This is a genomic window from Curtobacterium sp. PhB170 (assembly GCF_003752345.1).
Lineage (GTDB): Bacteria > Actinomycetota > Actinomycetes > Actinomycetales > Microbacteriaceae > Curtobacterium.
In genome coordinates this window covers 325459-338540 of the sequence record NZ_RJUM01000008.1, presented here as the reverse complement: position 1 = coordinate 338540, position 13082 = coordinate 325459, and the positions used below count along the sequence as shown (strand labels likewise).

13 protein-coding genes are annotated in these 13082 nt (G+C 73.0%); 4 read left to right on the top strand and 9 right to left on the bottom strand.

The genetic code is table 11. The features are described from left to right. Positions 1–7 precede the first annotated feature (7 nt). Positions 8–211: a hypothetical protein gene (locus tag EDF40_RS02145; RefSeq protein ID WP_123340167.1), complete on the top strand. Its 204-nt coding sequence runs from the start codon at positions 8–10 to the stop codon at positions 209–211. 45 nt (positions 212–256) lie between these two features. Here EDF40_RS02145 and EDF40_RS02140 read toward each other — a convergent pair whose 3' ends face one another. From EDF40_RS02140 to EDF40_RS02115, 6 genes are all read right to left on the bottom strand, one after another. Further along, positions 257–1093: an NAD(P)-dependent oxidoreductase gene (locus EDF40_RS02140; protein WP_123340260.1), complete on the bottom strand. Its 837-nt coding sequence runs from the start codon at positions 1091–1093 to the stop codon at positions 257–259. An 81-nt stretch (positions 1094–1174) separates the two neighbouring features. Then, entirely contained in the window at positions 1175–2011 is an 837-nt protein-coding gene (locus EDF40_RS02135) for a M23 family metallopeptidase (RefSeq protein WP_123340166.1), read from the bottom strand. A gap of 19 nt (positions 2012–2030) precedes the next feature. Beyond that, positions 2031–2387 (bottom strand): hypothetical protein, encoded by a 357-nt coding sequence (locus tag EDF40_RS02130; RefSeq protein ID WP_123340165.1) that lies wholly within the window; start codon positions 2385–2387, stop codon positions 2031–2033. A 134-nt stretch (positions 2388–2521) separates the two neighbouring features. Continuing rightward, entirely contained in the window at positions 2522–3268 is a 747-nt protein-coding gene (locus tag EDF40_RS02125; RefSeq protein WP_123340164.1) for a 1-acyl-sn-glycerol-3-phosphate acyltransferase, read from the bottom strand. A gap of 91 nt (positions 3269–3359) precedes the next feature. Beyond that, the gene (recQ, locus tag EDF40_RS02120; RefSeq protein ID WP_123340163.1) at positions 3360–5213 is read right to left on the bottom strand and encodes a DNA helicase RecQ; all 1854 of its coding nucleotides are present in this window, start codon (positions 5211–5213) and stop codon (positions 3360–3362) included. Between the two features lie 9 nt (positions 5214–5222). After that, the gene (locus EDF40_RS02115) at positions 5223–6356 is read right to left on the bottom strand and encodes a CPBP family intramembrane glutamic endopeptidase (protein WP_123340162.1); all 1134 of its coding nucleotides are present in this window, start codon (positions 6354–6356) and stop codon (positions 5223–5225) included. Between the two features lie 36 nt (positions 6357–6392). Between EDF40_RS02115 and EDF40_RS02110 the strand changes: the two genes are divergently transcribed. Continuing rightward, complete coding sequence (locus tag EDF40_RS02110) at positions 6393–7322, top strand: EamA family transporter (RefSeq protein ID WP_185002675.1); 930 nt, start codon at positions 6393–6395, stop codon at positions 7320–7322. Between the two features lie 9 nt (positions 7323–7331). Here the strand turns inward: EDF40_RS02110 and EDF40_RS02105 are convergent, their stop codons facing one another. Next, positions 7332–7760, bottom strand: a complete 429-nt coding sequence (locus EDF40_RS02105) for a GNAT family acetyltransferase (protein ID WP_123340160.1) — start codon at positions 7758–7760, stop codon at positions 7332–7334. Between the two features lie 92 nt (positions 7761–7852). Here EDF40_RS02105 and EDF40_RS02100 point away from each other — a divergent pair, with 92 nt between their 5' ends. Then, positions 7853–8665, top strand: coding sequence for a class E sortase (locus EDF40_RS02100; protein ID WP_260213247.1), 813 nt, complete (start codon positions 7853–7855; stop codon positions 8663–8665). Beyond that, positions 8662–8838, top strand: a complete 177-nt coding sequence (locus EDF40_RS19095) for a hypothetical protein (protein ID WP_159573240.1) — start codon at positions 8662–8664, stop codon at positions 8836–8838. Before EDF40_RS02100 ends, EDF40_RS19095 begins: the two co-directional genes overlap by 4 nt. A gap of 51 nt (positions 8839–8889) precedes the next feature. Here EDF40_RS19095 and EDF40_RS02095 read toward each other — a convergent pair whose 3' ends face one another. Beyond that, positions 8890–11865 carry an AAA family ATPase gene (locus tag EDF40_RS02095; protein ID WP_123340159.1) on the bottom strand — a complete coding sequence of 992 codons (2976 nt, stop codon included), beginning with the start codon at positions 11863–11865 and terminating at the stop codon, positions 8890–8892. Further along, positions 11865–13028, bottom strand: a complete 1164-nt coding sequence (locus tag EDF40_RS02090; RefSeq protein WP_123340158.1) for an exonuclease SbcCD subunit D C-terminal domain-containing protein — start codon at positions 13026–13028, stop codon at positions 11865–11867. The genes EDF40_RS02095 and EDF40_RS02090 overlap by 1 nt, the downstream gene beginning before the upstream one ends. Between the last annotated feature and the right edge of the window lie 54 nt (positions 13029–13082).

Here is a 13082-nt window from a genome sequence, read left to right as displayed (position 1 = left end):
GCTGTCCATGGACCCTCGCGGCACGCACGACCCCGAGGACGACATGCCGTTCGCCGAACTCGACTCCCGGGCCCGCGCCGACGCCGCACTCCGACGGATCCAGGGCGGGGCCGATCCGACGCGCGAGGCCTTCGACCTGGCGAACACCATGAACGACGAGGCCGTGGGACGGCTCACGGCACGGCTGCGACGGTTCCTCCGCCGCGGCTGACGCGTCGACTGACGCGTCGGCTGACGCGTCGACTCGCGCGTCGATTCAGAAGGCGGTGCCGACCGCCGCGATGTCGTCGCCGCCGTGCCCAGCCGCACTCGCGTCGGCGTAGACGCGACCGAGGGCGTCGAGGAGTGTGGTGGACACGTCGTTCGCCCGCGCGGCCTCGGCGATGAGGCCGATGTCCTTCCGCAGCCCGTCGAGCGCGAACTGCGCCGGGAACTCCCCCGCGATGATCGCCGCGCCCTTGGTGTGCGCGTAGGCCGAGTCGCTCGCGCTGCCGTCGATCGCGTCGAGGAACAGCTGCGGGTCGAGCCCGAGCGCCGCGGCGAGGGCGAGCGACTGCCCCGTGGCTGCGGTGATCGAGGCGATCCAGGCGTTGGCCGCGAGCTTGAGCGCGGTCCCGTCGCCGACTCGCTCGCCGGCGCGGATGGTCTTCGCGCCGATCGCGTCGAGCACCGGGACGACGCGGTCGACCTGGTCAGCGGGGCCGGCCGCGAGCATGGTGAGCTTCCCCTGCTCCGCCGGGGCCTTCGTGCCGAGCATCATCGCCTCGACCAGGGTGATGCCGTACTTCGCGGCGAGCTGCACGACGGTCTCGGTGCCGTCGACGCCGATCGTGGACGCCTGCACCCACACGGCGTCGGTCGGAGCGTCTCCGGCGGCCTGTTCGAGCACGTCGATCACGGCGTCGGTGTCGAAGAGGGTCAGGAGGACCACCTCGGCGTGCTCGACGGCGGCACCCGGGTCCGTGGCGACCGTCGCACCGTGCTCACCGAGCGGTGCGGCCTTGTCGGCACTCCGGTTCCAGACCGTGACCTGGTGCCCCTCGCGCAGCAGTGATCCCGCCACGCCGGCACCCATCGCCCCGGTTCCCAACACCGTCACTCGCACGTGCGTCTCCGTCCTGCCAGGGCGCGGTGCCCGGCGTTCCCGACGCTACGCGCTCGACCGTCGTCGCTGTCAGAGGAGCCCGCGGGCCTGCAGCCAGGCGGCCGGGTCGACCGGGACGCTGTCGACGATGACCTCGAAGTGCAGGTGTGCCCCGGTGGAGACGCCGGTGTTGCCGACGGCGCCGAGGCGTTGGCCGGCCGAAAGGACCTGACCGGGTCGCACCCCGATCGTCGACAGGTGGCCGTACCGGGTCTGGGTGCCGTCGGCGTGCTGGAGCAGGACCTGGTTGCCGTACCCACCCAGGACCCCGGCGGAGACGACACTGCCGGGCATCGCGGCCACGACGGTGGTGCCGATCGGAGCCGCGAAGTCGATGCCCTGGTGGTTCGTCGAGCAGGCGGAGCACCCGGTGACCCAGCGCGAGCCGAACCCACCGGCGGCCGGCACGCTCCCAACGGTGGGGCGGGCCGCCGCACCCGACGAGCCAACGGCGGTCGCGCGGGCCTGGGCGGCAGCGGCCCTGCCGATCGAGAAGCCGTCGCGGTCGACGGAGAGCCGGGCGGAACCGTCGGCGACGAACTGCTGCACGCCGAGCACGGGACTGCTCGGCGACGGGGTCGATGCCATCGCGGTCTGCGGGGAGCCGACGGCGACGAAGAGACAGGTCACCGCGGCGGTCGCCGTCGCGGGCAGGGCGCGCCAGACGGAACTGCGGAAGGAGGAGGGGGAAGCCGGGGTGGCGGAAGGGGGAGCCACCACCCCGGCGGCTCTGGGGGCGTCCGGGCGCATGCCGTGCCCGGCACGGCGCCGCACGGACGCTTCGGGTCGGCGGGTGCGGGAGCGGTTCGCGGCCCGCCGTTCGGCACCGCGCGGGCGCAGCGGGAGGCCGTCGGTGGGCGTCGTCATCGCTCGGGGACCGCCGGGCTCAGACGCGGACGACGCCGTCGCGGGCGATCCGGTCGAGTTCGGTCGCGACGGCGTCGACGACTGCACGGGTGATGGCGTCGGCGACCGTCTCGACCAGGACGAGCTGCTCGGGCTGCACACGGAGCTCGGTGACCACCGACGGGGTGACGCGGACCGTGATGTCGTCGATCGCGGCGACGAGAGCCGCGGGCACGAGGGTCGAGTCGCCGGCACGGACAGGAGCGGTCATCGGTGAGGTCGGGGCAGGCGCCGCGGCTGCTCGAGCCGGGGTCGGGATCCGGGTCGTGCTCGTGGCCGGCGGCTCTGACTGGTCGCGTCGCTGGGCGATGGAGTCGAAGAGCGGGGTGGAGGACATGCTGCTGACCGTCCGATCTGAGTCGTGGTTGCGGGCCGTTGTCGGGCGACCCGTCGGGGATCCGTGCCGTGCGGCACGTCCCTCATTCAACCATCGATATTTCAGATGTGCAATAGTGACCGGACAAATCCGTTTCAGTCGGGATCGACGGCCGCCGCGGTGGGGTCATCGGGCTGCAGCGCCCGCTTGACCCGCTCGACGATCGTCGCCGGCGGGTTGTTGTAGGTGTTCGCCGGCTCCTGACCGCTGAGCTCCTGGATCGCCGCCATCACCGCATCGGTCGCGTGCCGGCGTGCACGTCCGGACGAGGCCTCGCCGAACGCGGACAGGTCGATCGGCTTCCCGAACTCGATCGTCACCTTCGCGAGCTTCGGCAGCTTCGAGCCGACGGGCTGCACGTCCTGCGTGCCCGTCAGCGCCACGGGCACCACGGGCGCTCCGCTCGTCAGGGCCAGCCAGGCCACACCCGTGCGGCCCTTGTAGATCCGGCCGTCCAGGGAGCGGGTGCCCTCCGGGTAGATCGCGAAGGCCTCGCCCTCGTTCAGCCGCGCGAGCCCCAGGTCGAGCGCCTGCTGTGCCGCGGCCCCCGCACCACGCTCGACGCCGATCGCGCCGATGCCGCCGAAGAACGCCCGCGACACCGCACCGCGGAACCCGGTGCCGGTGAAGTACTCCTGCTTCGCCAGGAAGGCGACCTTCCGCGGTGCCATCAACGTGATCGCCGGTGAGTCGATGAAGGAGCGGTGGTTGCTCGCGAGGATCACCGGTCCGCGCTTGGGCACGTTGCGGCGTCCGATGATCTTCGGTCGCCAGAGCATCCGCGCGAGCGGTGTCACCACGGCGCGACTCAGCACGGTGGCGAACTTGGTCGAACCGGACACCGGGCCTCCTCGTCGTGACGGCGAACTCCCGAGTGTAATCACGCCTGCGAGCAGTACATGCCCACGGCGGCATGCACGTCCGGAGCCGGAGTCAGTCGGCCTCGGACGCGACGACGTCGAGCACCGCGCGGCCGTACCGCTCGAGCTTCGCGGCACCGACCCCGGAGATCTCGGCGAGCTGGTCGACGTCGGCCGGACGCACCGCTGCGATACCGCGGAGTGTCGCGTCGTTGAACACCACGTACGCCGGCACACCCTGCTCGCGCGCCTGCGCAGCACGCCAGACCCGGAGCGCTTCGAACAGGCCGACCGCCTGCTGGGGCATGTCGGTGACCACGGTCCGACGAGAGGACCGGCTCGCCCGCGGCGCCTTCACCGGGTCGCGACGCATCCGCACCTGGACCTTGCCGGTCAGGACCTCGGCGCTCGTCGGACTGAGGACGACCGTGCCGAAGCCGTCGCCCGAGACCGCGGCGTAGCCCTGCGCGAGCAACTGCCTGGCCACCGCGCGCCACTCGCCGTCGGACAGGTCGGAACCGATGCCGAAGGTCGCCAGGGACTCGTGCTGCAGCTCCTGCACGCGCGGCGACTGCTTGCCGACCAGGATGTCGACGAGGTGGGCGACGCCGTACCGCTGGCCGCGCTCACGCTCGAGCCGGACGACCGTGGAGAGCAGCTTCTGCGCGGGCACGGTGCCGTCCCACGACTCGGGCGGGGCGATGCACGTGTCGCAGTTGCCGCAGGCCGTGGACGGCTGCCCGAAGTACGCCAGGAGCCGCACCCGGCGGCACTCGATCGTCTCGCACAGGCTGAGCATGGCGTCGAGGTGGGCGCTGAGCTGCCGACGGTGTGCGGCGTCGCCCTCGGACTGGTCGATCATCCGTCGCTGCTGCACGACGTCGTTCAGGCCGTACGCCAGCCACGCGGTCGAGGGCAGTCCGTCGCGCCCGGCACGACCGGTCTCCTGGTAGTACCCCTCGACCGACTTCGGCAGGTCGAGGTGCGCCACGAACCGGACGTCGGGCTTGTCGATGCCCATGCCGAAGGCGATCGTCGCGACCATGACGATTCCGTCCTCGCGCAGGAAGGTCGACTGGTTGCGCGCACGCACCCGGGCGTCGAGCCCTGCGTGGTACGGCAGCGCCTGGATGCCCTGTTCGGCCAGTGCCGTCGCGGTCCGCTCGACCGACTTGCGCGACAGGCAGTAGACGATGCCCGAGTCGCCGCTGTGCTCGGTGCGGATGAAGGTGAGGAGCTGCTGCAGCGCGCCGGTCTTCGGTTCGATGCGGTACTGGATGTTCGGGCGGTCGAAGTCGGCGACGAAGTGTGCGGCGTCGTCGAGCCCGAGCCGCGCCGAGATCTCCTGGTGGGTCTGCGGGGTCGCCGTGGCGGTGAGGGCGATCCGGGGCACGGTCGGCCAGCGCTCGTGCAGGATGCTCAGCTCGAGGTAGTCCGGCCGGAAGTCGTGGCCCCACTGGGCGACGCAGTGCGCTTCGTCGATGGCGAACAGCGACACGCGCGCCCGGTCGAGGAGCGCGCGCGTGGACTCGAGCCGGAGCCGCTCGGGCGCGAGGTAGAGCATGTCGACCTCGCCCTGGACGACCGCGCGCTCGACCCGGGCACGCTCGTCGGGCCCCTGCGTCGAGTTGAGGAAGGCGGCACGGACCCCGTTCGCTGCGAGGGCGTCGACCTGGTCCTGCATCAGCGCGATGAGCGGCGACACCACGACCCCGACGCCGTCGCGCACGAGCGCCGGCACCTGGTAGCAGAGGGACTTGCCACCGCCGGTGGGCATGAGCACCAGGGCGTCACCGCCGGCGACCACCTGGTCGATGATCGCCGCCTGCTCGCCACGGAAGTCGTCGTAGCCCCACACGCGGTGCAGGACGTCGAGCGCTGCGGCTCGCGAAGCAGACACGGCGGCGGGCGCGGGCGTGGTGCTCATGTCACGAGCCTACGGGCGACCGGCGACACCCACGGCACTGTCCACAGCGGCACGGTCCACAGCGGCTGCGTCGACATCGTCGGCACGAGCCGGCGCGGCGGCCCAGCCCGTGCCCGCCGGGCCGAGCCAGCGCTTGCCCCCCGCCCAGACCGGCGGCGTCCCGCGGAACCGCGGCGCCTGGTGTCCGGCGAACGTCCGGTCGAGCTTCCGCCACCACGCCAGGAGCTCGACCATGCCCCAGAACAGCAGCGACGTGCCGAGGGTGACGAGCCAGCCGCCGAGCGTGCCGTTGGCGTCCGAGGAGGCCAGGTCGATCCCCGACCAGCCCGGCGCCTGCAGCACGAAGATCATGATGTTGTTGAAGGCGTGCTGCAGCACGGTGGCCTCGAGACCACCGGTGCGGAGCACGATGATCGCCGCGATCAGCCCGAACGAACCGACGTCGAGGATGCCCCAGACGTTGTAGCCGTTCGGGATGTGCAGCACCGCGAAGACGACGGTCGACACCGCGACGGCGATGAGCGTGCCGGTGCGTCGCGGGATCCACGAGGCGATCGTCTGCATGAGGAAGCCACGGAAGATGAACTCCTCGGCCGCGCCCTGGAACGGCACGAGCAGGACGACGAGGACGATCGTCAGCGTGAGGGTGCCGAGCGACACCGTGGACTGGCCGATCGCGGCGTGGTTCCACGCGAAGCCGCCGTCGGTCGTGATCATCCCGCCGTCCCAGAACAGTCCGGTCTGCACCACGAACATGATCGCCGCGATGACCAGCGTCGGCAGCACGCACCACGCCGTCCACGCCCACCGCACCCGGAAGCGCGTCGACGTCAGGATCGCGCCGGGTCCGAGCCGTGCGACCTTGACCGCCAGCAGGATGCCGGGCAGCAGGATGACCAGCGAAACCAGGGTCAGCGACAGGATCAGCGGATCGGTCGGGTCCAGGGCTCCGCGCTGCAGGTCGTCGAGCAGGTCGTACAGACCGGACTCGCCCCCGACCGCCGCGACCGGGACGAAGTACGCGACGGTGATGAGCACCTGCGAGGCGAGGTACCAGCCCGCCAGGAACGCGAGGGCGACCAGCGGGCGCCACCACCTCCATCGTGCGTCGACACGGGGCAGGCGGTGGTAGGGAACACTCACGCCCCGCAGGCTACCGGGCCGGGCAGGATGGGACCCGTGCTCACCGTGCTGTTCGGCCTGACCGGAGCCGTCGTCTACGGTTTCGCCGACTTCCTCGGCGGGCTCGCGTCGCGGCGCATCCGTCCGGTGGCGGTCACCGCCGTCGCCGCGGCGATCGGGATCGTGCCGCTGCTGCTCGGTCTGGCCGTGCTCGGGGGGTCGCCGTCCTGGACGGGCACCCTCTGGGGCGCCGTCGCCGGACTGTCCGGCGCGGTCGGGGTCCTGCTGCTCTACGCCGCGTTGGCGATCGGCCCGATGAGCGTGCTGTCACCCCTGACCGCCGTGTTCGCCGCCGTCGTCCCGGTCCTGGTGGCCGTGGCCCGAGGGACCGTCCTGTCACCGCTGGCCGTCGCCGCGGTGGTCGTGGCCGTCGTCGCGGTGGTGTTGGTGGCGGCGGTGCGGGACACCTCGGGTGCACGCCTCACCGTGCGTGGGGTCGTCGCGGCCGCGGTCGCCGGGTGCGGGTTCGGCGGGATCGTGCTCGCCTACGACATGACACCGCCCGGCGCGGGCATCCACCCGCTCGTGGTCGCGCGGGTGCTGCAGACGGTGCTGCTGGGTGCGGCGGCGCTCGTGGTGACGGTGCGTGCCGGGCGCGGGGCGCGGTCTGGAGGCGCGGCAGACCCCGCAGCGTCGGTCGGCGTCGCGGGGTCTGCCGTGCCTCCAGGGCGCTGGTGGCCGCCGCGTCTGCTGCTGACGGTCGCGGCGTGCGGCGTCCTCGACGCCCTGGCGAACGTGTGCATCCAGGCCGCGCTGCACGCGAGCGACGACCCGGGCACCCTGCCCGTCGTGAGCGTGCTCAACGCGCTCTACCCGATCGGCACGGTCGTGCTGGCCGGGGTGGTGCTGCGGGAGCGGTTGACCGCGCCGCAGTGGGTCGGCATCGCGCTGGCGTTCGTCGCGTCGGTGGGCCTGGCCCTGGCGTGACCGGACGACTCAGACGTCGGGGATGAGTCGCTTGCCGAGCGACACGGTGCGGTCGTCGGAGTACCCGAGGGACTCGTAGAAGCCGAGCACCCGCTCGTTGCCGGCACGGATCTGCAGGTTCACCTTCGGGCAGCCGAGGCCGGTGAGCAGCCGCTCGAACTCGGCCATCAGCGTCCGGCCGAGACCGGAGCCCTGCAGGTCCGGCTGCACGGCGAGGTAGTTGACCCAGCCGCGGTGCCCGTCGAAACCGGCCATCCCCGCGGCGACGACCCCGCCGGCCTCCGACTCCGCCACCAGGAAGAGCTCGGGCTGGACCGTGGCCTTGCGCGCGATGTCGCGGCGGGGGTCGTTCCACGGGCGGACGAGACCGCACGATTCCCAGAGGGCGACGACCGCGTCGGTGTCGTCGGCGCGGAACGGGCGGATCCGGTACTCCATCCCCCCACGTTACGGGGTGTGGAGAACGTCGTCACCGGGCCGTCGTCGTGATCTGATAGACCTGTCCGACCGACCAGCCGATCAGGAGCCCCGTGACCGCACACGACACCATCCCGTCGCGCCGCAGCGCGCGGGACGACGACGGCGGCAGACGGTCCGGGCGCCGCTCCCCCCGGCGACGGCAGACGGTCGGTGGCGCGATCGTCTCGCTCATCGCCGAACTGCTCATCATCGCGGGTGCCGGCACCGGGCTGTACGTGGTGTGGACCGCGTGGTGGACGGACGTCGTGGCGGTCAACGAGCAGTCGAAGCTGGTCGAGGGGCTCGACCAGTTGAAGACCCCGGACGGGGCCGGCACCGAGCACCGCGGCACCGCACCCGTGCTCGCCGAGCCGCCGGACGTCACCGACGTGTTCGGCACGATGCAGATCCCGCGCTTCGGCAAGGACTACAACCGGCCGATCGGCGAGGGCACGGACCGTGAGAAGGTGCTCAACACCATCGGGCTCGGGCACTACCAGGACACCGCGATGCCCGGGGCTCCCGGCAACTTCGCCGTCGCCGGACACCGCGTGACCTACGGCAAGCCACTCAACCAGATCGCGGAGCTCAAGACGGGCGACTCGGTCGTCGTGCGGGTCACCGACGCGAAGACGAAGTTCGACGTCTGGTACGTCTACAAGGTCACCGACAGCCAGATCGTGACGCCGGACCACATCGAGACGATCGCGCCGGTGCCGAACAAGCCCGGAGTCGACCCCTCGCCGTCGGACCGCTGGCTGACCCTGACCGCGTGCCACCCGATGTGGTCGGCGGCGGAACGGTTCGTCACGCACGCGAAGCTCGACTACTGGATGCCCGCGTCCGAGGGCACCCCGAAGGAACTCTCGGAGACGGCCAAGTGATCTTCCCCCTGGTCTGGCGGCTGCTGCCCGGCCCCACGTTCCTGAAGGTGCTCGAGCTGCTCGTGCTGCTCGCCGCGATCGTGTTCGTGCTGTTCCAGTGGGTGTTCCCCTGGATCGCGGCGGACATCCTGCCGCCGCCGGACGGCACCGTGGAGTCCACGCCGACCCCGTAGCGGTCGGCCACGGCGGTGACGGCCGACGGCGGCCGACGGCGACCGACGGCGTCAGACGGTCGTCGTGACGTGCGAGCCGCCGGCCGCCGTCCGGCGCACGGCGATCCGCTCCGGGATCCGCTGCTTGAGTTCCTCGACGTGGCTGACGATGCCGACCTGCCGCCCACCGGCGGTCAGTCGCGACAGCTGCCCGATGACGTCGTCGAGGGTCTCCGGGTCGAGCGTGCCGAACCCCTCGTCGACGAAGAGCGTGCCGAGCGAGACGCCACCGGCCTCGGCCTGCACGACGTCGGCCAGCCCGAGCGCCAGGCACAGCGACACCGTGAACGTCTCGCCGCCGGACAGGCTGCGGGGGTCCCGCACGGTGTCGGTGGTGTGGTCGTGCACGGCGAGTGCCAGTCCGGTCCGGCGTGCCCGTGACCCCGACTCGCGCTCGTCCGAGGTCTCGAGCGTGAACCGCCCCGTGAGCATCCCCCGGAGTCGGTCGTTGGCCGCGGCGACGACGTCCTCGAACCGGCGCATGAGCACGTAGGTACCCAGGGTGATCCCGGTCGGGTTGGCCGCGGTGACCCCGTTCGCGATGTCGGCGAGCCGGACCACGGCGCGGCTGCGTGCCGACGTCTCGTCACGGGCTCGGGTCGCCCGGGTGACCTCGGTCGCGCACCGGTCGACCGCGTCGGCACGGTCGGCCGCGGAGACGGCGACCGCGACGGCCTCGGCGAGTGCGGCGGCAGCGCGCTGGCGTCCGGCACGGGCACCGTCGAGGTCGAGGCGTTCCGCGGAGTCGTCCGCCGCGGCGACCACGGCGGGCTCGGCCAGGCCGGCCGTGACGACGGCCCGCTCGGCCTCGGCCGCGCTGATCAGCGCCCGCAGCCGGTCGGTGCTGTCGGGGTCGAGCCGTCCGGCCCGCGCTGCGGCGACGTCGGCGAAGTCCTGGTCGTCGAGGACCCGGTCGGCCTCGGCACGGCGGTCGTCGCGGGCACGGGTCGCGGCGGCCACCCGTTCGTCGGCCTGCACGACCGCGCGGTACGCCTCGAGTCGCTCGTCGAGGAGCTCGACGGCTGTCCGGAGCGTCGCGGGACGCTCGTCGAGGAGCGCTCCGAGCCGCTCGAGCGCCGCGGCCACGGTGCCGAGGTCGGTGTCGAGCCGCTCGGCGTCGGCCAGCGCGGTCGAGGTCAGGACGGTCCGCCGTGCGTCGAGGTCGTTCCGCTCGCGCTGGAGCCGACCGGTCGTCGTGTCGTGCTCCGCCCGCTGCCGCTCGTGCTGCAGGACGAGCGCGGCAGCGTCGTGCGCAGCCCGGACCCGTTCGTCGGCGGCCGCGGTCAGGGCGTCGAGCGTGGGCGCGTCGACCGTGCCGACGACGTCGACGAGCCGCTGGTGTTCGGCACGTTCGACCGCCAGGTCCGACGCGGCGTCGGCGAGGTGCTGGTCCGCGCGACGGGTGGCGTCGCCGGCGGCGTCGACAGCCGCGGTCGTGGGGTGGTCGTCCTGCGGCGTCGCCACCGACGGGTGCGCCGTCGACCCGCAGACCGGGCACGGGTCGCCGGCCGTGAGCGCCGCCCCGAGTTCTCCGGCGAGCCCGGCGATCCGGCGTTCACGGAGTGCCCGCTCGGCCGTGAGGGCGTCGGTCGCCGACCGGCGCGCGGCAGCGACGGACTGCTCGGCCGTGGCGACCCGCTGCGCCGCCTGGTCGCGCGCCACGAGGTCGGCTCGGAGGGACCGGATCCGGGTGACCTCGTGCGCGGCGGCGTCCGAGTCGGCTGCCGTGCGGGCCGCGGTGCGTGCGGCCTCGACGATGCGGGCCCGTTCGGTGGGACGGGCGTCGAGTTCGACATCGCGTTCGAGCAGCTGCTCGGCGATCTGCTCGGCGTCGGCGGTGGCCTCGGCGATGGCGGACCGACGGGCAGCGGCGCCGTCCTCGACCGCGACGAGGTGCCGGACGGCCGACAGGTCGTCGGCCAGGGCGTCGCGTCGCAGCACGACGACGTCGGCGTCGGCGGTGACCCCGTGGCGGTCACGCAGCGACCGGGCGGCCGCGGTGCTCTCGTCGGCGCGCAGGACCGCGGCGTCGAGTCCGTCGGCCACGGCAGCGACCCGTGCGGCGCGTTCGCCGAGGGCGAGGGCCGACCGGGCGGCGTCGACGGCGGGGGCGTCGTCGTCGAGCGTGGCCCGTCGCACGAGCAGCCCCGCGCGTCGATCGAGGGCGGTCGCACGCGCCGTGACCGCCTGCTCGTGCTCGGCCGCGGTCGTCGCCGCCGCGGCTGCTGCAGCACGGACGGCGGCAGCGGCATCGGCGGCAGCACGGACCGACGTCACCGTCGACGGCACGGCGGTCTCGTCGGCGTCGTCGAGACCGGCGGCCTGGGCGAAGCGGTTCAGGGCGTCGCGCACGCGGTCGTCGGCGCCGTCGACCTCGGCCTGCACGGCACGGCGCCGCGCGGCGAGTTCGTCGGCCGTGCGGTCGTAGACCTGCGTGCCGAACAGGGACTGCAGGAGCTTGCGGCGCTCTTCGCCCGGGGACCGCAGGAACCGTGCGAACTCGCCCTGCGGCAGCACGACGGTCTGCAGGAACTGCGCGCGGTCGAGCCCGACGATGCGGCCGATCTCGACGCCGACCTCGGGGATGCGCGACGACATCGGTTCACCGGCGACGTCGGACGGGTTCGCCAGACGGAACAGCTGCACGGACGCCTGCTGCTTGACGGTGCCGGTCCCCCGCTGCTTCGGGCGGTCGTACTGCGGGGTGCGGCGGACCCGGTAGGTCCCTGCGCCGGTCTCGAAGACGAGTTCGACGAACGGCTCCACCGCGGGGTCGGCGTGCTGGCTGTGCAGGCGGTCGGAGCTGGCGTCGGACCCGGCGAGCCCGCCGTACAGGGCGAACACGACGGCGTCGATGATGGTCGACTTGCCGGAGCCCGTCGGCCCCTCGAGCAGGAACACCCCGGAGGCCGCGAGCGCTGCGAAGTCGATGGACACCAGGTCGGGGTACGGCCCGATGGCGCGGAGTTCGAGTCGGTGCAGGTACATCAGCGGTCCCCCTCGCGCTGCAGCGCCAGCACCGCGGCCTCGTACGCATCGGTGAGGACGGCGTGTTCGTCGTCGTCGGGGGCGGCACCGGTGGCGAAGGCCACGAAGTCGGCTGCGACCTCGACCGGGTCGGACGTCGCCGTGACCGCACGGGCCACCGAGGCCGGGCCGCGGTCGGCGGGTTCGTGTGTGATCGCCAGCGCGTGCGGGAAGTGGTCCTTCACCCGGGCGTACATGCGCTCGGGGTGCACCGTGTCGGTCACGGCCACCCGCACCCACGCGTCGGCGTCGGCCCGGAAGACCCCGGACTCGATGTCGTCGATGCGCCCGCGGACGTCGACCAGGCGGCGCGGTACGGGAGCGGGCACGAGTTCGACCGAGACGGCACCGGCCGCGTCGAGCTCGGCGATCGTCACCGACTTCTGCTGGTGCCGCTCGCCGAACGAGAACGCCAGTGGTGAGCCGGCGTACCGGATCCGCCCGCCGTCGCCGACCCGCTGCGGGCCGTGCAGGTGCCCGAGGGCGACGTAGTCGAAGCCGTCGAAGACCGACTCGGCCACCCGGTCGACACCGCCGACACGGATGTCCTGCTCGCTGTCGCTCGGGTCCGCGCCGCCGACGAAGGCGTGCGCGACGACGACGCTGCGGCTACCGCCGCGCAGCGCGAGGTCGGACCGGATCCGCTCGGTGGCGGCGTGCACGACGGCGTGGTGCGACCGTGCGAGGGGCTCGTCCGGCACGTCGGCCAGTGCGTAGCGGGTGAGGTCGGGGTGCAGGTACGGGATGCCGTAGACCGCCACCGGGCCGTCGGCGTCGTCGACGAGCACCGGGTCGGCGATCCGGGCGGGTTCGGCGAGGATGCGGACGCGGCGGTCCATCACACCGGCACCGAAGCCCAGTCGTGCGGCGGAGTCGTGGTTGCCGGGCGTGAGCACCACGGTCGCCGTCTCGGCCAGGCGTTCGAGCACCCGGGACAGCATCCGGACCGCGTCGATCGGCGGGATCGCCCGGTCGTACACGTCACCGGCGATCACGACGAGGTCGACGGAGCGGTCCCGCACGAGGTCGACGAGCCAGTCGGTGAACGCCGCCTGGTGCTCGAGGAGGTCGGCACCGAGCAGCGTGCGGCCGAGGTGCCAGTCGCCGGTGTGCAGGATGCGCATGCGGACACGGTAACGCCGGCCGGGGACATCGCCGGACGGCCGCGCGCCGCCTGT

Excerpts from the sequence above, each read along its gene's own strand:
- EDF40_RS02095 (WP_123340159.1), bottom strand. The coding sequence starts at position 11,865 with ATGTACCTGCACCGACTCGAACTCCGCGCCATCGGGCCGTACCCCGAC.
- EDF40_RS02145 (WP_123340167.1), top strand. The coding sequence starts at position 8 with ATGGACCCTCGCGGCACGCACGACCCCGAGGACGACATGCCGTTCGCC.
- recQ (WP_123340163.1), bottom strand. The coding sequence starts at position 5,213 with ATGAGCACCACGCCCGCGCCCGCCGCCGTGTCTGCTTCGCGAGCCGCA.
- EDF40_RS02135 (WP_123340166.1), bottom strand. The coding sequence starts at position 2,011 with ATGACGACGCCCACCGACGGCCTCCCGCTGCGCCCGCGCGGTGCCGAA.
- EDF40_RS02130 (WP_123340165.1), bottom strand. The coding sequence starts at position 2,387 with ATGTCCTCCACCCCGCTCTTCGACTCCATCGCCCAGCGACGCGACCAG.
- EDF40_RS02105 (WP_123340160.1), bottom strand. The coding sequence starts at position 7,760 with ATGGAGTACCGGATCCGCCCGTTCCGCGCCGACGACACCGACGCGGTC.
- EDF40_RS02090 (WP_123340158.1), bottom strand. The coding sequence starts at position 13,028 with ATGCGCATCCTGCACACCGGCGACTGGCACCTCGGCCGCACGCTGCTC.